Source organism: Streptomyces venetus, assembly GCF_039540295.1.
In the GTDB taxonomy this organism is placed as follows: domain Bacteria; phylum Actinomycetota; class Actinomycetes; order Streptomycetales; family Streptomycetaceae; genus Streptomyces; species Streptomyces venetus.
Map to the genome: position 1 here is coordinate 271844 of NZ_BAABET010000009.1, position 18446 is coordinate 290289.

The 18446-nt window shown below is 70.6% G+C and carries 18 protein-coding genes; 1 reads left to right on the top strand and 17 read right to left on the bottom strand.

Translation table 11 applies throughout. The features are described from left to right. Positions 1 to 10 precede the first annotated feature (10 nt). On the top strand, positions 11 to 1003 hold the full coding sequence (locus tag ABEA82_RS28640) for an RluA family pseudouridine synthase (protein WP_345664570.1): 993 nt from the start codon (positions 11 to 13) through the stop codon (positions 1001 to 1003). On the opposite strand, the gene ABEA82_RS28645 is transcribed toward ABEA82_RS28640, so the two are convergent. From ABEA82_RS28645 to ABEA82_RS28725, 17 genes are all read right to left on the bottom strand, one after another. After that, positions 997 to 2499, bottom strand: a complete 1503-nt coding sequence (locus ABEA82_RS28645) for a cytochrome P450 (RefSeq protein WP_345664571.1) — start codon at positions 2497 to 2499, stop codon at positions 997 to 999. The two genes, ABEA82_RS28640 and ABEA82_RS28645, sit on opposite strands and share 7 nt — an antisense overlap. A gap of 70 nt (positions 2500 to 2569) precedes the next feature. Next, on the bottom strand, positions 2570 to 3190 hold the full coding sequence (locus tag ABEA82_RS28650) for a GTP-binding protein (protein ID WP_345664572.1): 621 nt from the start codon (positions 3188 to 3190) through the stop codon (positions 2570 to 2572). Continuing rightward, entirely contained in the window at positions 3171 to 3575 is a 405-nt protein-coding gene (locus ABEA82_RS28655; protein ID WP_345664573.1) for a DUF742 domain-containing protein, read from the bottom strand. The genes ABEA82_RS28650 and ABEA82_RS28655 overlap by 20 nt, the downstream gene beginning before the upstream one ends. Beyond that, positions 3572 to 3979, bottom strand: a complete 408-nt coding sequence (locus tag ABEA82_RS28660; RefSeq protein ID WP_053673866.1) for a roadblock/LC7 domain-containing protein — start codon at positions 3977 to 3979, stop codon at positions 3572 to 3574. The genes ABEA82_RS28655 and ABEA82_RS28660 overlap by 4 nt, the downstream gene beginning before the upstream one ends. Continuing rightward, the gene (locus ABEA82_RS28665; RefSeq protein ID WP_345664574.1) at positions 3976 to 5616 is read right to left on the bottom strand and encodes a sensor histidine kinase; all 1641 of its coding nucleotides are present in this window, start codon (positions 5614 to 5616) and stop codon (positions 3976 to 3978) included. The genes ABEA82_RS28660 and ABEA82_RS28665 overlap by 4 nt, the downstream gene beginning before the upstream one ends. A gap of 341 nt (positions 5617 to 5957) precedes the next feature. After that, entirely contained in the window at positions 5958 to 8807 is a 2850-nt protein-coding gene (locus ABEA82_RS28670; protein ID WP_345664575.1) for a DEAD/DEAH box helicase, read from the bottom strand. Positions 8808 to 8847: 40 nt separating this feature from the next. Next, on the bottom strand, positions 8848 to 9738 hold the full coding sequence (locus ABEA82_RS28675; protein WP_345664576.1) for a diacylglycerol kinase: 891 nt from the start codon (positions 9736 to 9738) through the stop codon (positions 8848 to 8850). Between the two features lie 31 nt (positions 9739 to 9769). Continuing rightward, positions 9770 to 10735: a twin-arginine translocase subunit TatC gene (gene tatC, locus ABEA82_RS28680; RefSeq protein ID WP_345664577.1), complete on the bottom strand. Its 966-nt coding sequence runs from the start codon at positions 10733 to 10735 to the stop codon at positions 9770 to 9772. A 47-nt stretch (positions 10736 to 10782) separates the two neighbouring features. Then, positions 10783 to 11067, bottom strand: a complete 285-nt coding sequence (gene tatA, locus ABEA82_RS28685; protein WP_003989108.1) for a Sec-independent protein translocase subunit TatA — start codon at positions 11065 to 11067, stop codon at positions 10783 to 10785. Positions 11068 to 11326: 259 nt separating this feature from the next. After that, positions 11327 to 11521, bottom strand: coding sequence for a G protein-coupled receptor family protein (locus ABEA82_RS28690; protein WP_345664578.1), 195 nt, complete (start codon positions 11519 to 11521; stop codon positions 11327 to 11329). A 45-nt stretch (positions 11522 to 11566) separates the two neighbouring features. Continuing rightward, positions 11567 to 11863: a hypothetical protein gene (locus tag ABEA82_RS28695; protein WP_345664579.1), complete on the bottom strand. Its 297-nt coding sequence runs from the start codon at positions 11861 to 11863 to the stop codon at positions 11567 to 11569. A 142-nt stretch (positions 11864 to 12005) separates the two neighbouring features. Next, the gene (locus ABEA82_RS28700) at positions 12006 to 13094 is read right to left on the bottom strand and encodes a helix-turn-helix transcriptional regulator (protein WP_345664580.1); all 1089 of its coding nucleotides are present in this window, start codon (positions 13092 to 13094) and stop codon (positions 12006 to 12008) included. Between the two features lie 19 nt (positions 13095 to 13113). Further along, positions 13114 to 14091 carry a helix-turn-helix transcriptional regulator gene (locus tag ABEA82_RS28705; protein WP_345664581.1) on the bottom strand — a complete coding sequence of 326 codons (978 nt, stop codon included), beginning with the start codon at positions 14089 to 14091 and terminating at the stop codon, positions 13114 to 13116. Positions 14092 to 14219: 128 nt separating this feature from the next. Beyond that, entirely contained in the window at positions 14220 to 14591 is a 372-nt protein-coding gene (locus ABEA82_RS28710; RefSeq protein WP_345664582.1) for an FKBP-type peptidyl-prolyl cis-trans isomerase, read from the bottom strand. Positions 14592 to 14652: 61 nt separating this feature from the next. Further along, complete coding sequence (locus ABEA82_RS28715; RefSeq protein WP_345664583.1) at positions 14653 to 15654, bottom strand: FKBP-type peptidyl-prolyl cis-trans isomerase; 1002 nt, start codon at positions 15652 to 15654, stop codon at positions 14653 to 14655. Between the two features lie 131 nt (positions 15655 to 15785). Continuing rightward, positions 15786 to 17147: a Pup--protein ligase gene (pafA, locus tag ABEA82_RS28720; protein WP_003989115.1), complete on the bottom strand. Its 1362-nt coding sequence runs from the start codon at positions 17145 to 17147 to the stop codon at positions 15786 to 15788. Positions 17148 to 17156: 9 nt separating this feature from the next. Beyond that, a complete protein-coding gene (locus tag ABEA82_RS28725; protein ID WP_345664584.1) occupies positions 17157 to 18416 on the bottom strand; it encodes an MFS transporter in 1260 nt (419 codons plus the stop codon). Between the last annotated feature and the right edge of the window lie 30 nt (positions 18417 to 18446).

Below are 18446 nucleotides of genomic sequence, written 5' to 3' on the forward strand. Positions count from 1 at the left end.
CTGGGCCGCGATGAGACGACGCAGGACCAGGATCCCGCCCGCTCCCCTGCCACAGCGCCAGGGGGTGGACCCGGTGCGCGTGCGACTGCCCGCCGAGGGCGCCTGGGCCACGGTGCGTGAGCATCTCGTGGAACGGCTCACCGGGGCGGGCGACGGGGTCGTCGACTCGATGTTCGACGCGGGGCTGGTCGTCGGGGCGGACGGGCGAGCCGTGGCGGCCGACGCACCCTACGCGCCGGGGGCGTTCGTGTGGTTCCACCGGGACCTGCCCGACGAGGCACCGGTGCCCTTCCCGCTGGAGGTCGTGCACCGGGACGAGCACATCGTCGTCGCCGACAAGCCCCACTTCCTCGCCACCACCCCGCGCGGCAGCCATGTCGCCGAGACCGCGCTCGCCCGGCTGCGCCGGGAGCTGGGCATCCCGGAGCTCACCGCCGCGCACCGTCTGGACCGGCTCACCGCCGGACTCGTGCTGTTCACCGTGCGCCCCGAGGATCGCGGCGCCTACCAGACGCTGTTCCGCGACCGGCGGGTGCGCAAGGAGTACGAGGCGGTCGCGCCCCACGATCCCGGCCTCGCGCTGCCCCGGACCGTACGCAGCCGGATCGTGAAGGAACGGGGGGTGCTCACCGCCCGGGAGGTGGCGGGCGAGCCCAACGCCGTCAGCCGCGTCGAGCTCGTCGAGCACCGCGCGGCCGGGGCCGGCGGCGGACTCGCCCGGTACCGGCTGGTGCCGGGCACCGGCCAGACCCACCAGCTGCGCGTGCACATGACCGCGCTGGGCGTGCCGATCCTCGGCGACCCGCTCTACCCGGAGGTGACCGCGCCCGTACCGGCCGGCGACTACCGGCGTCCGCTGCAACTCCTGGCCCGGGCCCTGGAGTTCACCGACCCGGTCACGGGCGAGGAGCACCGGTTCCGCAGCGGCCGGGAGCTCGCCGCGTGGGCGTCGTACGACCGGTGGGCCGCCGGGACGTGCGACGGCCCGACGGACGGTCAGTAGCCGCGCCACCAGCGCAGGAAGCGCGGCCACACGCCCTCGCGGCGTACGGGTTCGGCCACGGGCACCTGCGCCTGCGGGTACACCGGGACCGGCTGGGGCTGCGGCTGGGGCTGGGGCTGCGCGGCGGCCGGGGCCGGCTGGGGCTGCGGCTTGACCGTGCCGATCTGCCAGTCGGAGCGCTGGGCGGGAACGTGGTTGTGGTTCGGTGTCTCCGTCACGTCCTGCTGCGGCTTGGGCAGGAACTGCACCGGCAGCGACACGAGGTGCCGGGAGGCGATGGACGCCGTCCAGCGCAGTTCCTCCTCGCCGCAGTCGAGTTCGACGTCCGGCAGTCGCATCAGCAGGGCGTCGACGCCGACGTCGGCGATGGAACGGCCGATGTCCTGTCCCGGGCACTCGTGCGGGCCGCCGCCGAACGCGAGGTGGGAGCGGTTGCCCTGCATGCTGGCCGACAGGTCCGGCCGCACCCGCGGGTCGACGTTGGCCGGGAGCGGGGCGAAGAGGAGCCCGTCGCCCCGGCGGATGCGCTGACCGCCCAGCTCGGTCTCCTGCTTGGCGAAGTAGGCGAAGACCGTGCTGAACGGTGGCTCGTTCCACAGCGACTGCTCCACCGCCTCCGGCACCGTCATCTGGCCGCCGTTGAGCTGGGCCCGGAAACGCGGGTCGATCAACACCGTCAGCAGCACGTTGGACAGCAGGTTGGTGGTGGCCTCGTAGGCGGCGAAGAGCACCAGGCGCAGGTGCTCCCTGACCTCGTCGTCGCTCAGCCGGGCCGGGTGGGTGATCAGATAGCTGGCCAGGTCCTCCTCCGGCTGGGCCCGGCGCCGGGCGGTGAGCCGGCTCAGGGCGTCCATGACGTAGGAGTGGCTGGCGATCGCGGTCTCGGTGCCCTTGAGCGCGTCGCGGGCCGCCTCGACCAGACGGTCGTTGTACGACTCGGGCATGCCGAGGATCTCGCACATCACCGCCATCGGCAGGTGCTCGGTGAACTGGCTGACGAGGTCGGCCTCGCCCTTCTCGCAGAACCGGTTGACGATCGCCTGTGTGCTGCGGTTGATGTAGCGACGCAGGCTGCGGAAGTCGATGGTCGAGATGGCACCCATGACGGCGCCGCGCAGCCGCTTGTGCTCGTCGCCCTCGGCGTGCGAGGCGATGGGCTGCCAGGCGATGTGCGGCATCAGCGGGTGGTCGGGCTTGACGAGGCCCTCCTTGAGCGGGTTCCAGATGCGGCTGTCCCGGCAGAACTGCGAGGGCGAGCGCACCATGTGCAGGTTCTCGGCGTGGCCGAGCACGATCCACATGGGCACGTCGTCGTGGAGCAGCACGGGCGCCACGGGGCCGTGCTCGTCCCGCAGTTGCTCGTACAGCGCTCCCAGGTCATCCGACTCGTGCAGCCGGTGCAGTCCCCCGGGTCCGAGGCCGTGCGCGGGGCAGCCGGGGGGCGGGCCGGTCCGGGGGGCGTCCGTACCGGCCGGGGCGTGGGATTCAGGCGTCACAGTGGTCGCTCCGAAACTGAGGTAGATCCATGTGTAAGGGGGAAAAAACAGGGCGGGGGCGCACGTGGGATCAGGTGAGCGAGCCCGTCATGGCGAGCGAGTGCAGGAAGCGCATGAGGGTCATCAGGACGTCACGGCTGGAGGCCCGCCGTCGCGCGTCGCACTCGATGATCGGGATGTCCGGCGTGAGGTCGAGGGCCGTGCGCAGCTCGTCGATGGCGTAACGGGGGGCGTCGGGGAAGGAGTTGACGGCGACCACGAACGGCACGCCGCGCTCCTCCAGGCGTCCCATCACGTCGAAGCTGACCTCCAGCCGACGGGTGTCGACCAGTACCACCGCGCCGAGCGCGCCCTCGAAGAGGCCGTTCCAGAGGAACCAGAAGCGCTGCTGGCCCGGTGTGCCGAAGAGGTACAGCACGAGCTGCTCGGTGATGCTGATCCGGCCGAAGTCCATCGCCACGGTGGTGGCCGTCTTGGACGCGGAGCCGAAGTTGTCGTCGACACCGATGCCGGCCTGCGTCATGGTCTCCTCGGTGGTCAGCGGTGTGATCTCGCTGACCGAGCCGACCATGGTGGTCTTGCCGACGCCGAAGCCGCCCACGATCACGATCTTGGCCGCGGACTGTGCCGTGTGGGGCAGCTGGTCCTCGGCCCGGGGGCCCGGGAGGGTGTCAGAGCCGTTGAAGTCCATTCATCACCGCTTCGAGGAGGGAACGATCGGTGCGTGAGCGGCGGACGATCGGGGCGCGCGCCTGCACCAGTTCCGCCGTCAGCAATTCGGTGAGCAGCACGCCCATCGCGCTGAACGGCAGGTGGAGGTAGGCCGAGAGCTCGGCCACGGAAAGGGGGGCGGCGCAGAGCCGGAGCAGTGCCGCCTGCTCGGGGGAGGCGGAGGGCGGCGGATCCGTGGCCCGCGCCACGATTAAGGTCACCAGGTCGAGCTCGGCCCGTTCACCGTCCGGCCCGGCCACCACGTACATCCGCTCCGGGTTCCTGACCTCGCCCTCGGCCTCCTGGGCGGGCGGCGGGGGCGGTTCCGGTGCGGGGCTGCGCCTCTGGCGTTGCGAAGGCGTCATACGATCTGCCCGTTCCGCCGGGGCGGGCTGGTGAGATGGCCGCCGATCCGGACGACCAGGTCGCGCATCATGGCGCTCATCCGGCCGGGTTCGCACCGCACGTCCGAGAGCACCGCGAGGAAGGCGTTGGCGCCCGCGCCCATCAGGTAGAAGTAGCCCTGGTCGATCTCGATCATGACGAGCTTCATCTCGCCGTCACCCACGGTGAGTTCCTGGCAGATGCTGCCCGCGAGGGACTGCAGGCCCGCGCAGGCGGCGGCGACCCGGTCGGCGGCGTCCGGCTCGCCGCCGTAGCGGGCGATGCGCAGACCGTCGGCCGAGAGCACCACGATCATCTCGATGCCCGGCACGCCGTCGGCGAGTTGCTTGAGCATCCAGTCGAAGTTGCCTCGCTGCTGGATCACTTGAGATCCCCCTCGTCATCGGCCTCGGTGGGGGCCGGGTCGTTGATCAGGTGCAGGTACTTGTGCGGGTTCCGGATGAAGTCGGTCGGGTGGGTGCCGGGTTCGATGCCCTGCTTGAGCCCCTCCCAGAAGGCCTCCAGGCCCTTGCCGGGGGCGTCCGGGGACGACATGTCGTGCCACGACTTGGGCTCGGGCTCCGGGGTGGCCCAGGGGTTGTACTCGCCCCGTTCGGCCGCTTCCTGGTCGGCCTTCTCGTTGGCGGCCTGCTGGGCGAGGCGCTCGGCCAGCGGCGTCTTCACCTTGCTGCGGCGCTGCGGCAGGCCGTTCGCGGTCCACTCGGTGACCTCGGGGACGTCGTCGTCCTCCAGGGAGACCGTGGCCGGGATCTTCGGGCTGGTGGGGCGTCGCCTCTTGGGTGCGCGCTTCGGGCCCTCGGGGATGCCGACCGTCATGGGGATGCCGGTGGCGCCGATGCCGTGGGCGAGTCCGACACCGGGCTCGTGGGTGATCATCTCGCTCGGCACGATGAGGATGGCGCGGACGCCGCCGTACGCGGAGGCGCGCAGCGAGACCTGCATGTTGTACGCCGTGCAGAGGCGGCCCACGACGGCCAGGCCCAGGCGCGGGTGCTCACCGATGTCCTGGAGGTCGACGCCCGCCTTGGCGGCCTCCAGCATGCCCTCGATCCGGGCGCGCGCCTCCTCGTTGAGGTTGACGCCGCCGTCCTCGATCTCGATGCAGACACCGGTCTGCACCTCGGTCGCGGTGACGTGCACCTTGGTCTGCGGCGGCGAGTAGCGGGTGGCGTTGTCGAGGAGTTCGGCCGCGGCGTGGATGACCGGCTCGACGTAGATGCCCTTGACGCTGACCTTGGCGATGGAGGACAGCTGGATGCGCCGGTACTCCAGGATGCGGGACATGGCGCCGCGCAGCGTGCTGTACAGGGACACCGGAGCGGGCCACTGGCGTCCGGGGCGGCCGCCGCCGAGGACGGAGACGGAGTCCGCGAGACGGCCGATCAGCGCGTTGCCGTGGTCGATGCGCAGCAGGTCGTCGAAGACCTCGGGGTTGCGGCCGTGGTCCTCCTCCATCTCCCGGAGTTCCTCGGCCTGCTGGTGGATGATCGCCTGGACGCGGCGGGCGACACTGACGAAGGAGCGCGCCGCGGCGTCGCGCATGGTCACTTCGTAGTCGACGATCTTGAGCAGTGTCAGCAGTGTCTCGAGCTGCGGCGCGGGGAGGTCCCGGTGGGCGGGGTTGGCCAGACCGAGCTTGCGGATGGCCTCCCTGGGGGACTCTCCGGTGCGCAGCAGATCGAGCGCCGCGGGAATGATCTCCCTCGAGAAGCGGACCAACTCGTGCTCGTGGGCGGCGATCCGCTGTTCCAGAGACGCGCTGTGACGGGCGTGCTCGCTCCGCTGCTTCCGCAGGGCGCGGCCGCGGCGCACCGCCTCGGCCGCCGTCGCGATCACCAGCACGGTGGCGATACCACCGCACCAGCCGACGGCGAGCCGGGCCGGCGCCGTCACCAGGGCGACGGCGGCTCCGGTCGCCGCGGCCATCACTATGGCCGGCAGCAACAGCACGCGCGCGTAGGGCAGTTCACCGCGACCGGGAGGGGATTGAACACTCACCATGAAGGCCTTCTGAAAAAGGGGTATGCCATGGAACGGCCGGACACTTCCGCACATGGAGGAACAAGCGCACGAATTCATCTCAAGCCGGTGCGCTGCGGGCGAGCTTAGTCCGACCGGATCATCGCCGTGTCATATTCAGCATCCGCCGGAAACCGGACGCGAAGGGATAGTACGCTCAGTCGTTTACACCGTGCGACACCGTTCGAATACGAACAGTAATGACGAACAGGCATACGAAAGTCCCTCACCGCAACGGGTGAGGGACTTTCAGAACAACGCCCCTCAAGGGGCGCGGGGAACTGCGCGAGCAACCACCAACCACCGGCACCCGCGCAACAAGCTCACCCCACCGACGAGTAGGCGACAACCCCCCGCAGCAACAGATCGACACCCTTACGCGCGTTCTTCACCACGGAAGACCCGACCGGCGCCGCCGCAGCGATCTGCCCCAGCACATCGATGACCTGCTTGCACCACCGCACGAAATCCCCCGCCGGCATCTCCGCCTCGCGCAACACCTCGTCGAGCCCCTTGCCGGAGGCCCACATGTACGCGGCCCAGGCGAACCCGAGGTCCGGCTCACGCTGCCCGACCCCCTCGGTCTGGGTGATCCGGAACTCCTCCTCCAGCGCGTCCAGCCGCCCCCAGATCCGCACCATCTCGCCCAGCGCGGCCTTGGCCTTCCCGGACGGCAGCTTCGGCGCCATCGCGTCGTCCGCGACCCGGGACTCGAACACCAACGCCGAGACGCAGGCGGCCAGTTCGGCCGGGCCGAGTCCCTCCCAGACGCCCTCGCGCAGACACTCGCTGGCCAGCAGGTCCAGCTCGCCGTACAGCCGCGCGAGCCGCTTGCCGTGCTCGGTGACCTCGTCCGCGCGCAGATAGTCCAGCTCGGTCAGCAGCGCGACGATACGGTCGAACGTCCGGGCGATCGTGTTCGTGCGGCCCTCGATCCGCCGCTCCAGCTGCGAGGTGTCCCGCAGCAGCCGGTGGTAGCGCTCGGCCCAACGGGCGTGGTCCTCACGGTCGTCGCACCCATGGCACGGGTGCGCGCGGAGCGCGGTCCGCAGCCGGGCGATCTCCCGGTCGTCGGCCGCCTGGGAGCGCCGCTTGCGGTGCCGCTCGGCCGGGATGTGCCCGGCCTTGGTGCGCAGCGCGGACGCGAGGTCCCGACGGGACTGCGGGGAGCGGGGGTTGAAGGACTTCGGGATCCGCATCCGCTCCAGCGGCTCGACCGGCACCGGGAAGTCGATGGACGCCAGCCGCTTCACCTGCCGCTCGGCGGTCAGTACCAGCGGGCGCGGCCCGTCGTGGTGCTCGAAGCCGCGGTGTCCGTTGGAGCGGCCCGCGGGCAGGCCCGGGTCCAGCACCAGCGCCAGGCCCGCGTACTTGCCGGTGGGCACGTGGATGACGTCACCGGGCTTCAGCTTCTCCAGCGCGACGGCGGCCTCGGCGCGCCGCTGTGCCGCGCCCTGCCGGGCGATCTCGTTCTCCCGGTCCTTGAGCTCGCGGCGCATTCGCGCGTATTCCTCGAAGTCGCCGAGGTGGCAGGTCATGGAGGCCTTGTAGCCCTCGAGACCCTCCTCGTTGCGCTGCACCTGCCGGGAGATCCCGACGACCGACTTGTCCGCCTGGAACTGCGCGAAGGACGTCTCCAGCAGCTCCCGCGAGCGGTGCCGGCCGAACTGCTCCACGAGGTTGACCGCCATGTTGTACGACGGCTTGAAGCTGGACCGCAGCGGGTACGTCCGCGTGCCGGCGAGGCCCGCCAGATGCTCGGGGTTCATGGCGCGCTGCCACAGCACGACGGCGTGGCCCTCGACGTCGATGCCGCGCCGCCCCGCACGCCCCGTCAGCTGCGTGAACTCACCCGGTGTGATGTCCGCGTGCTGCTCGCCGTTCCACTTGACGAGCTTCTCCAGCACCACCGAGCGGGCGGGCATGTTGATGCCGAGTGCGAGCGTCTCGGTCGCGAACACGGCCTTGACCAGGCCGCGCACGAACAGCTCCTCGACGACCTCCTTGAACGTCGGCAGCATGCCCGCGTGATGGGCGGCGATGCCGCGCTCCAGGCCCTCCAGCCACTCGTAGTAGCCGAGGACGTGCAGGTCCTCGGCCGGGATGGACGCCGTGCGCTCCTCGACGAGCGAGCGCACCTGCTCGCGCGCCTCCTCGTCGTTCAGGCGGAGCCCCGCGTACAGGCACTGCTGGACCGCGGCCTCGCAGGCGGCACGGCTGAAGATGAAGGTGATGGCGGGCAGCAGCCCCTCGGCGTCGAGCCGCTCGATGACCTCCGGCCGGCTAGGCGTCCAGATCCGCGACCGCTGTCTGCGCTCACGCTCACGGTCGGCCTCGCGCATGGACCGGCCACGCCGGCGGTCCTGGTACGACGGCCGGCTCGCCTCCATGCGCGCCATGCGCGTGAGGTCGGGGTTGACGGCCTTCTTGTGGCCCTCGCCCTCCTCGAACAGGTCGTACATCCGCCGTCCGGCCAGCACGTGCTGGAACAGCGGCACGGGCCGGTGCTCGGAGACGATCACCTCGGTGTCGCCGCGGACGGTGTCGAGCCAGTCGCCGAACTCCTCGGCGTTCGACACCGTCGCCGAGAGGGAGACCAGGGTCACCGATTCGGGAAGGTGAATGATCACCTCTTCCCAGACGGCTCCACGGAACCGGTCGGAGAGGTAGTGCACCTCGTCCATGACCACGTAGCCGAGGCCCAGGAGGGTCTGCGAACCGGCGTACAGCATGTTCCGCAGCACCTCGGTGGTCATCACGACCACCGGAGCGTCGGAGTTCACGCTGTTGTCTCCGGTGAGCAGGCCCACCTTCTCGGTGCCGTAACGGCGGCACAGGTCGGCGTACTTCTGGTTCGACAGCGCCTTGATGGGCGTCGTGTAGAAGCACTTCTTGCCCTGGAGGAGGGCGAGATGCACGGCGAACTCGCCGACGATCGTCTTGCCGGAGCCGGTGGGCGCGGCGACCAGCACGCCCTTCCCCGCCTCGAGCGCCTGGCAGGCCTCGATCTGGAAGGGGTCGAGGCCGAAGTCGTACATCTCGCGGAAGGACGCGAGCGCGGTGGCCTGCTCGGCAGCGCGCTCGCGCGCCGCCGCGTACCGCTCGGCCGGTGAGAGATCCTCTGTCATCGTGCTTTCGAGCGTACCGGGCCCCACTGACAACAGGACGATCATTATCCGGATCCGATCCTGTGAAACCTGGGATCGGCGCAGCTCAGGGGCCGACGACCCGCACGCCCCCGCGCACGCAGCGCGCGCTCAGCGGCAGCGGGCCGAGCGGCTCCCCGTCCGCGTAGCCGGTGATCCCCTCGGCGGCGATCTCGACCCGCGCCGCCCGCAGCACGGTCACCTTCGGGTGCTCTGTGTGTGTGCCCCGGTACACCTGCGGAAACACCCGCAGCAGCGTCGAACGGCCACAGTCCCCGACCACCGTGACGTCGAACAGTCCGTCGGTCAGATCGGCCCCGGGGCAGATCCGCATGCCGCCCCCGTACGACGAGCCGTTGCCGACGGCCACCAGCGTCGCCTCGACCTCGCGGACGTCGCCGTCGTCGAGCCGGATCCGGTACGGGACGGGCCGGAACGCGGCCAGTTCGGCGATCATCGCGAGGTCGTACCTGAAGCGGCCGGCGGGCCACCGCATGCGGTTGCCCCGGTCGTTGACGCGGGAGTCGAAGCCGGAGGCGAGGACGGTGCCGAACCAGCGGTCGCCCACCTGACCGAGGTCGATGTCGCGGAGCCGACCGCACTTGAGGGCATCGGCGATCATGCGCCCGGCGGCGGCCGGTTGGCGCACGGGCAGGCCGAGGGCGCGGGCGAAGTCGTTGCCGGTGCCGACGGCGATCAGGCCGAGCGGGGTGCGTGTGCCCGCGACGGCCCGCAGGGCGAGGTGTGCCATGCCGTCGCCGCCGACGGCTATCAGCGCCCCGGTCCCGCCCGCGACGGCGGCCCGTGCGCGGGTGAGGGCGTCGGCCGCGTCCTCCCCGAGCACCGTGCGCACCGAGAAACCGGCCGCCCGCAAAGCGGAAGCGGCCGGCTGCGCCGCGCGGGCGCCCCGGCCGCGGCCCGCGGTGGGGTTGACGAAGAGGGTGATCTCGCTGGTCACGGGACCGACCCTATGAGCTGCCCGGCGGTCTTCAGGTCACGTCGTCATAACCGTTGACCCGGTCCGACCGCTCCGAGCTCGCCTGCTCGGGCAGGGCGGCGCGCCCGGTGGCCACGGGCTCGATCTCGCCGATGTCCTCGGGGGTGAGGTCCAGCTCGGAGGCCTCGTCGTCGTCGGGGCCCAGGGCGTCGCGGCGGCTGCGGCGACGGTCGTTGAGCAGGGAGAAGGCGACCGCCCCGAAGTACAGGATCCAGATCGGCCCGGCGAGCATCAGCATGGTCAGCGGGTCGGTGCTGGGCGTGGCGATGGCCGCGAAGACCGTGATCGCCATGATCATGCCGCGCCACCAGCCGAGCATCCGCTTGCCGCTGAGCGCCCCGGTGAGGTTGAGCATGACCAGCAGCAGCGGCAGCTCGAAGGAGAGGCCGAAGACGAGCACCATCCGCATGACCAGGTCGAGCAGGTCGTCCAGCGGAAGGAGGTTGGACGTGCCGCCCGGGGTGAAGTCGAGCAGCACCTTCGCCGAGGTGGGCAGCACCGTGTAGGCGAAGTAGGCGCCCGTGACGAACAGCGGGGCACCCGTGGCGACGAACGCGTACGCGTACTTCTTCTCGTGCCGGTGCAGACCGGGGGCGACGAAGGCCCACAGCTGGTAGAGCCAGACCGGCGAGGCCAGCACCACACCGGCCATCAGCGAGACCTTCAGCGCCAGGGTGAAGGGGGCGAGCAGACCGTTGATGGTGATCTGCGCGCACGGCTTCGCGTCGGGCCGCGAGTTCGCCAGTTCCGCGAACGTCTTGTCACAGCCGACCGAGTCGAGGATCGGCTTGGTGATCAAGTTGATGATGTCGTTGTAGAAGAAGGCCGCGACGACCGTGACGACGACGATCGCCAGCATCGCTTTGGCGAGCCGGTTGCGGAGCTCGCGAAGGTGCTCCGCGAGGGGCATCCGCCCCTCGGGGTCCTTCTCCTTCTCCTTGCGGGCAGGCTTCAGCAACCCACGTTCCCATCTCGTGCGGCGGGCCGGAGGTCACCGGCCCTGCGTCAGCGCTTGGTCGTGTCCGTCGGTTCGTTGACCGGGCGGGAGCTGGTCACGTCGCCGGGCGCGGACTGGATGGTGCGCTGCGCGGGCTGCTCGTCGGGGTTGGGCGGACCGGCCGGGGTCGTGGACGACTTGCCGTCGTCCTTCATCGCCTTGGCCTCGCTCTTGAGGATGCGGGCGGACTTGCCGAGCGACCGCGCCATGTCCGGAAGCTTCTTCGCGCCGAACAGCAGGATGATGACGACGAGGATGAGAATGATCTCGGGGGCTCCGAGCCTTCCGAACATAAGTCTTTACCTTCTCACCGAGGCGGCTGTGGTGGGGTGCTGTCCGACCGGTCGGACATGTGTCCGAACGATCGTGTCGACAGCGATCGTAACGCTCAGGGGTGAACGCGAGGCAATCCCTCTGCATCCCCTGTGCGTACTCCCGTCCGCGACCAGTGCCTCGTTAACCGGGCCGCGACCAGCAGAGTACCTGTACGTACCGCCGAGGTGACAGGGCGAACTGTCCCGAAACGCAACTCACAGCCGCCTGCTGCGTGACTCACAGGGCGTCCACGGACCGGGCGGCACTCTCCGCCGCCCGGTCCAGGTCCTCGGCGGCCCGGTTGATGCGCCGCGCCGAGTCCGTGACCTGCCTGGCCAGGCGCTGTGCCTCGACGAAGACCCGTACGGCGAGCACCCCCAGCACGGCGAGACCCACGAACCCCAGTGCAACCGCGAACATCGGCCAGAACATGACGTCGAGCCTAGACCGTCCCGGACGGCCGGACGGCCCGCCCCTCTAGAGGGTCGAGTGCAGTCGCAGGGTCCGCACGCCGCCGCCGGTGAGCAGCTCGACGATCCGCTCCCCCGCGGGCTTACGGACGGAAGCCCCGCACTCCGGGCAGGTGAACGAGTAGAACGTGGTGCGGCTCGAGGCGCCGATGGCGAGGCGCAGCGCACCCGCGGCGAGCTCGAAACGCTCCCGGCAGTCGGGGCAGCCCGCTCTGAACATCACCGGGGACACGCCTCTCATCCCGGCGAACGCGGACTCCACCGTGATGCCCCGCGCACCGGACGACGTCACCGACTCGCTCACAGTCCTCGCTCCTCGTCCTCGGGTCGTTCGCCTCCGGGGCACCACCGCCGGGCCCGGGCACGGCCGGACCACGGCCGCCCCCCGCCGGGCAAGGCCGCGGGACCGCGCGCTCCCGCCCCACGGCACGGTGCGCCGTGACGGCTCACGTACGCCCGCCGTCCGGCCCGGCCTGAGTGGCGTGCGCCGGACGCGGCGCCTGCGGCCCGGGGGCCCCGGCCGCCTCCGTCACGTCGGCGGCTTGGACCGACTCGATCCCGTCGTACGCCGCCAGCGCCTCGCGGGCCGCCAGCCGGGCGCTCTGCGCGAGGTCGGGTGGCGACACGATGCGGCCGTCACGTCCGAGCCGCAGTGCCAGGCGCCGCAGCGACGCCGGGTCGGGGGTCCGCAGAGTGATACGCAGCCCGCCGTCCGGGAGCTCATCCGCACTGTCGTGCGGGTAGTACTCGGCGACCCAGCGCCCGCCCGGGCCGACCTCGACGACGACCTCCGGGTCCTCCGCGGCAGGTTGCACCAGCCCCTCCGAGAGGTCCCGCAGCTCGACCTCCGGCGGCGCCGACGGCTCGTCCAGGATTCTGATCTCCGCGACCCGGTCGAGCCGGAAGGTGCGGCGCGCCTCGGAGCGGCGGCACCAGGCCTCGACATAGGTGTGCCCGACGCTGACGAGGCGGATCGGGTCGATCTCCCGCTCGGTGACCTCGTCGCGCGCGGGCGAGTAGTAGCGGATCCACAGCCGGCGGCGCTCGGCGATCGCCCGGTCGACGTCCGCGAAGACTCCGCCCTCGGACTCGAAGGTCACCGACAGGCGTGAGCTGGCGCCCGCCGCCTCGCCGGCCGCGGTCTCCACCTTGGCCGTCGCCCGCAGCAGCGCCTGGCGGTCGCTCTCGCGCAGTCCGGGCAGTGTGGCCACGGCCCGGGCGGCGACGAGCAGTGCGGTGGCCTCATCGGCGGCGAGCCGGAGCGGTTCGGCCGCTTCCGCCGCGAGGGCGGCCGGGTTGTGCCACCAGATGCGCTCGCCGTCGGTGTCGATGTCGAGCAGGTCCCCGCCGCGGAAGCTGGTGCCGCACATGGGCAGCACGTCGAGGTCGGAGACCAGCTCGTCCTCGGTGATGCCGAAGGCACGCGCGACGTCCTCGACCCGTGCCCCGGGACGCTCTCTCAGATACGTCACCAGGGAGAGCATCCGCCGGGTCTGGTCGATGGCGTTCACGGGCCTGACCGGTTTGCCTGCCACTGTCTCTTCCCGCTCCCCCTCAGCCCTTGGCCACGGCCCGCAGCCGGTCCACCACGTCGGCCCGCAGCTCGGCGGGCTCCAGGACGACCACGTCCGGGCCGAACTCCACCAGCCAGGCGTCCAGCCCGTGGCCGTACGGAATCTCCAACTCGTCCCAGCCGTCGCCGAGTTCCCGCACGGAGGCCGCCTTCGCCCGAAGGGGGTACCCCGCGTCCGAGCGCAGCCGGATCCGCGCCGAGCGGTCCGCGATCTCCCCGGCCCAGCTCGCGACGGTCTCACGGACGGTGACGACGTCCGGCACGTCAGCGGTGTACCGGCCGCCGCGCGAGCGGACCTTGCCGGTGATCCGGGACAGCCGGAAGACACGCTCGGCGCCCCGGTCGCGGTCCCAGCCGGCCAGGTACCAGTGGCCTCGCCAGCACTCCAGCGCCCACGGCTCGACATGCCGCTGCTCCGGGTGGGCGGCGGTCGCCTTGCGGTAGTCGAACACGACCGGCCGGCGGTCCCGGCAGGCGAGCATCAGCGGCTCGAACGCCGCCTCGTGCACGGGGATGCGGGGCTCCAGCGCGCCGTGCGGCCCGTAGGGGTCGACGTCCTCGGGGAGTCCCGCCGCGCGTAGTTTCTGCAGGGCGCCGCTGGCCGCGCCGGCGAGCCGGGCCTGCTGCCACACCTTGGCGGCGAGCCCGAGCGCGGCGGCCTCCTCGGCGTCCAGGGTGATGGGCGGGAGGCGGTTGCTGTCACGGCGGGCCAGGTAGCCGATCTCGCCGTCGAGGCTCTCGACGGTCTCGATGACCAGTCCGAGTTCGCGCAGGTCGTCCTTGTCGCGCTCGAACATGCGGTTGAAGGAGTCGTCGTTGCCGCCGGCGCCGTTGCCCGGCCCGAAGGCCTCGACGTAGGCCTCGATGGAGTCGCGCAGCTCACGCTTGCTGAGCGGCCGCCGCGTCCCGAGCAGACACAGCGCCAGGTTCATCAGCCGCTCGGCCTTGGCAATGGCCATCGACGCCCTTCGCCTCCCTATGGTGCTTGACGACGTTGACCGTACCGCCCCGCGGTGGTGCGGCAAAGCCGAGGGCCCATGCCCGAACAGGCATGGGCCCCGCATGATCGATTCTGTTCGAACCTTGGTCAGACCCCGAGCAGGTCGACCACGAAGATCAGCGTCTCGCCCGGCTTGATCAGAGGGGTCGGGCTCTGGTTGCCGTAGGCGAGGTGGGCGGGGATCGTCAGCTGGCGGCGGCCGCCGACCTTCATGCCCTGCACGCCCTGGTCCCAGCCCTGGATGACCCGGCCGCCGCCCAGCGGGAAGCGGAAGGGGGTACCGCGGTTCCAGCTGGCGTCGAACTCCTCGCCCGTGCTGAAGGCGACACCGACGTAGTGCACGGTGACGGTCTGGCCCGCCTGCGCGACCGGGCCGTCGCCTTCCCAGATGTCCTTGATCTCGAGGTCCGCCGGGGGCTCGCCGCCCGGGAAGTCGATCTCGGGCTTGTCGATGCTCACGTCTCTAGCTCCTGCTTGTCTGCGAAAAGGCGAACACGCACAGTCTTACATCCCACGCACCTCAGAGCTTCGCGAGGATGTCCACCGAAAAGACCAGCGTGGAGTCCTTCTTGATGCCGCTGCCCTGCGGCGGGTTGTCCCCGTAGCCCAGCTTCGGCGGGATGACGATGAGGACGCGGCTGCCGACCTTCTTGCCGGTCAGGCCCTGTGCCCAGCCCTTGACGACCTGCTGGAGCGAGAACGACACCAGCTGCTTGTTGGCGTACGAGGAGTCGAACTCCTTGCCGCCGTCCCACAGCACGCCCTTGTACTGCACGAGCACGCTGTCGTCGGCGGCGACCTTCTCGCCGTCGCCCTCCAGGACGTACTCCGCGACGAGCTTGGTCGGGGCGTCCGCCTTGGGCACCTCGATGCTGGGCGCCTTGCCGTCGGTGTTGGTGCCGACCTTGGGCAGGTCCGCGTCGTCCTGCGGGGCCTTCTCGCCCTTGGCGGAGCTCGTGGCGTTGAACGTGTCCTGCACGTCGACCACGAAGACCAGGGTGTCGGTGCCCTTGATACCCGCCTGCGGGTTGCCCTGCGAGCCGTAACCCCAGGTCGGCGGGACGGCCATCTCGACACGGCTGCCGGCCTTCTTGCCGGCCAGCGCATACCGCCAGCCGTCGATGATCCGGCCCTGGGAGAGCTGGATGGCCAGGCGGGTCTTGCGGTCGTAGGAGTTGTCGAAGACCTTGCCCGTGCTCCAGACCTGGCCCAGGTAGTTCGCCACGACGAAGTCGTTCTCCGCGACCGTCTTGCCGCTGCCCGCGATCAGCGTCTTCACCGCCAGCTGCTTCGACGGCTCACCGCTGCCCTTGGCGATCGTCGGCTTCTCGTCGAACTTGGTGCCCGCGGTGACCGCCGGCAGCGGACCGTCCACGATCTTCGGCGGCGGGGCCGCGGACGGGGACGACGCCGAGGGCGACGGACTGTCGCTGGCCTTGCTCGAGTCGGACTTGTCCTCACCGCATGCGGCGAGCGTGGTCAGACCTGCGGGAACTGCGATGAGAAGTGAGCGTCGGCGCACTGTGGGGGCCTCGTAATCAATCGATCTTCTGATGGCGTGCGCGCAACTCTACGGCGTGAGCAGGGCGCCGCACTGGTAACGTACGGCGCCCGTGTGGCGTTCCGGCGAGATATCCCCGCCGGCGCGATTCCTCACATTCCGGCGATCAGCTTCTCCACCCTGTCGTCCACGGAACGGAACGGGTCCTTGCACAACACGGTGCGCTGAGCCTGGTCATTGAGCTTGAGGTGGACCCAGTCGACCGTGAAGTCACGGCGCTGTTCCTGGGCCCGGCGGATGAAGTCCCCGCGCAGCCGGGCCCGAGTGGTCTGCGGCGGAACGGACTTGCCCTCGAAGATCTTCAAGTCGTTGCAGACCCGGGCCGCCTGGCCCTTCTTCTCGAGCAGGTAGTACAGGCCACGACGGCGGTGGATGTCGTGGTAGGCGAGGTCTATCTGCGCGACCCGCGGATGCGACATGGTCATGTTGTTCTTGCTGCGGTACCGCTCGATGAGCTTGTACTTCATGACCCAGTCGATCTCGGTGCCGATGCGGTCGAGGTCCTCGGTCTCGATCGCGTCCAGCGTCCGGCCCCACAGCTCCAGCACACGCTCGACGGTGCCCGTGCGGATGCCACGGCGCTCGCAGAAGTCCAGCGCCTTCTCGTAGTACTCGCGCTGCACCTCCAGCGCGGAGGCCTCCCGGCCGCTGGCCAGGCGCACCTTCCGGCGCCCGGTGATGTCGTGGCTGACCTCGCGGATCGCCCGGATCGGGTTCTCCAGTGTGAGGTCCCGCATCACCGTGCCCGCCTCGATCATGCGCAGCACCAGGTCGGTCGCGCCGACCTTGAGCAGCATGGTCGTCTCGGACATGTTGGAGTCGCCCACGATGACGTGCAGTCGCCGGTAGCGCTCGGCGTCCGCGTGCGGCTCGTCGCGCGTGTTGATGATCGGCCGGGAGCGGGTCGTCGCCGAGGAGACGCCCTCCCAGATGTGCTCGGCCCGCTGACTGACGCAGTACACGGCCCCGCGCGGCGTCTGCAGCACCTTGCCGGCACCGCACAGCAGCTGCCTCGTCACCAGGAACGGAATGAGAATGTCCGCGAGCCGGGAGAACTCCCCGTGCCGGGCGACCAGATAGTTCTCGTGGCAGCCGTAGGAGTTGCCCGCCGAATCGGTGTTGTTCTTGAAGAGGTAGACGTCGCCCGCGATTCCCTCCTCGTGCAGGCGTCGTTCGGCGTCCACCAGGAGTCCTTCGAGAATGCGCTCGCCCGCTTTGTCGTGGGTGACCAGTTCGATCACGTTGTCACATTCCGGTGTGGCGTATTCCGGATGTGAGCCCACGTCGAGATAGAGGCGGGCGCCGTTTCGCAGAAAGACATTGCTGCTGCGGCCCCATGACACGACACGGCGGAAGAGGTACCGCGCCACCTCGTCAGGAGACAGGCGGCGCTGTCCCCTGAACGTGCACGTGACGCCGTACTCGTTCTCCAGCCCGAAAATGCGGCGGTCCATGAGGGAACATTACGCCCGATCCCCTGAACTGAAACGGGGTTCGAGGGCACGGTTTGGATCATTTTCCGAACCGGCCGCAACAACCGCTCCCCCGCCGGGAGCTGCGAGTACCCGTCGCGTGGCGGTCAAAACCAGCAGGGACACGCCACCCGCGACACCCGGCACGGCGAAGCCCCACAGGGCCCCTCCGGCCTCGACGACGGGGCCCGCGACGCCCGTTCCCACCGAGTGGCCCACGGTGAACGTCGTCACGAGCCAGGAGAACGCCTCGGTGACGGTGCCGCGCGGAGCGTGCCGGTCGACCAGGACGAACGCGCAGGCAATGGCGGGCGCGAGGAAGACCCCGGCGAGCGCGGTCAGCGCCACCATGGGCACCGCGTCCGGCATCAGCATCAGCGGCAGGTAACACACCACCAGAAGGCCCACCAGCACCTGGAGTCGCCGCGCGGGCTCACCGGCCCACTGCCGGGCCCCGTAGACGGTGCCGCCGACCAGCGCCCCGAACCCCAGGGCGGCCATCAGCCAGCCGTACACCGCGTCACCGCCGTGCTCGTCCGCGTAGGGCACCGAGGCGACGGTGATGGACCCGAGCGCCATCCCGACGAACAGGAACGCGGCCAGCAGCGCCAGCAGCCCCGACGAGCGCAGCGCACCCAGCCAGTGCGCCTCGCGCGGCGCCGACCGCCACGCGCGTGAGGGCGGCGACACCACTACGGACAGCGCCCCCAGCACCCCCACCAGGTTCAGCACGAGCAGCGCGGCCTGGGCCGACCACAGGGACACGCAGAGCGTCACGAGGAGCGGCCCGACGGTGAACATCACCTCCTGGGCCACGGCGTCCATGGCGTACGCCGTGTGGACCTGGTCCTCCTTCCGGAGAACCGAGGGCCACAGCGCCCGCAGCCCGCCTTCCAGGGGCGGTGTGAAGATCCCGGCCGCGGCGACGGCGCCGTACGCGAGCGGGAGCGACCCGATGCCGCCGAAGGCGAACACGGCCATGGCGAGCGCGGAGAGGACAGCTGCCGGCAGCTGCACACGAGGCTGTCCCCGCTGATCCACCAGCCGGCCCAGGACCGGCTGCCCTACGGCGTTGGCGACGCCGTACACGGCCGCCAGAGCCCCCGCCAGGCTGTACGTGCCGCCCTCCGCCCGGACGTACAGCACGATCGCGATGGGCGCCGTGGCGCAGGGCAGCCGGCCCACCAGCGTGCCGACGAGCAGCCGGGCGGCATGCCGCGCCCGAAGGATCTCCAGGTATCCCGTGGCCATGTCCCCGCCCCTAGGTTTTACGTATAACGT

Excerpts from the sequence above, each read along its gene's own strand:
- tatA (WP_003989108.1), bottom strand. The coding sequence starts at position 11,067 with ATGTTCGGAAGGCTCGGAGCCCCCGAGATCATTCTCATCCTCGTCGTC.
- ABEA82_RS28665 (WP_345664574.1), bottom strand. The coding sequence starts at position 5,616 with ATGGTGAGTGTTCAATCCCCTCCCGGTCGCGGTGAACTGCCCTACGCG.
- ABEA82_RS28690 (WP_345664578.1), bottom strand. The coding sequence starts at position 11,521 with ATGTTCTGGCCGATGTTCGCGGTTGCACTGGGGTTCGTGGGTCTCGCC.
- ABEA82_RS28725 (WP_345664584.1), bottom strand. The coding sequence starts at position 18,416 with ATGGCCACGGGATACCTGGAGATCCTTCGGGCGCGGCATGCCGCCCGG.
- ABEA82_RS28655 (WP_345664573.1), bottom strand. The coding sequence starts at position 3,575 with ATGACGCCTTCGCAACGCCAGAGGCGCAGCCCCGCACCGGAACCGCCC.
- ABEA82_RS28705 (WP_345664581.1), bottom strand. The coding sequence starts at position 14,091 with ATGGCCATTGCCAAGGCCGAGCGGCTGATGAACCTGGCGCTGTGTCTG.
- pafA (WP_003989115.1), bottom strand. The coding sequence starts at position 17,147 with ATGGACCGCCGCATTTTCGGGCTGGAGAACGAGTACGGCGTCACGTGC.
- ABEA82_RS28670 (WP_345664575.1), bottom strand. The coding sequence starts at position 8,807 with ATGATCGTCCTGTTGTCAGTGGGGCCCGGTACGCTCGAAAGCACGATG.
- ABEA82_RS28650 (WP_345664572.1), bottom strand. The coding sequence starts at position 3,190 with ATGGACTTCAACGGCTCTGACACCCTCCCGGGCCCCCGGGCCGAGGAC.
- ABEA82_RS28640 (WP_345664570.1), top strand. The coding sequence starts at position 11 with ATGAGACGACGCAGGACCAGGATCCCGCCCGCTCCCCTGCCACAGCGC.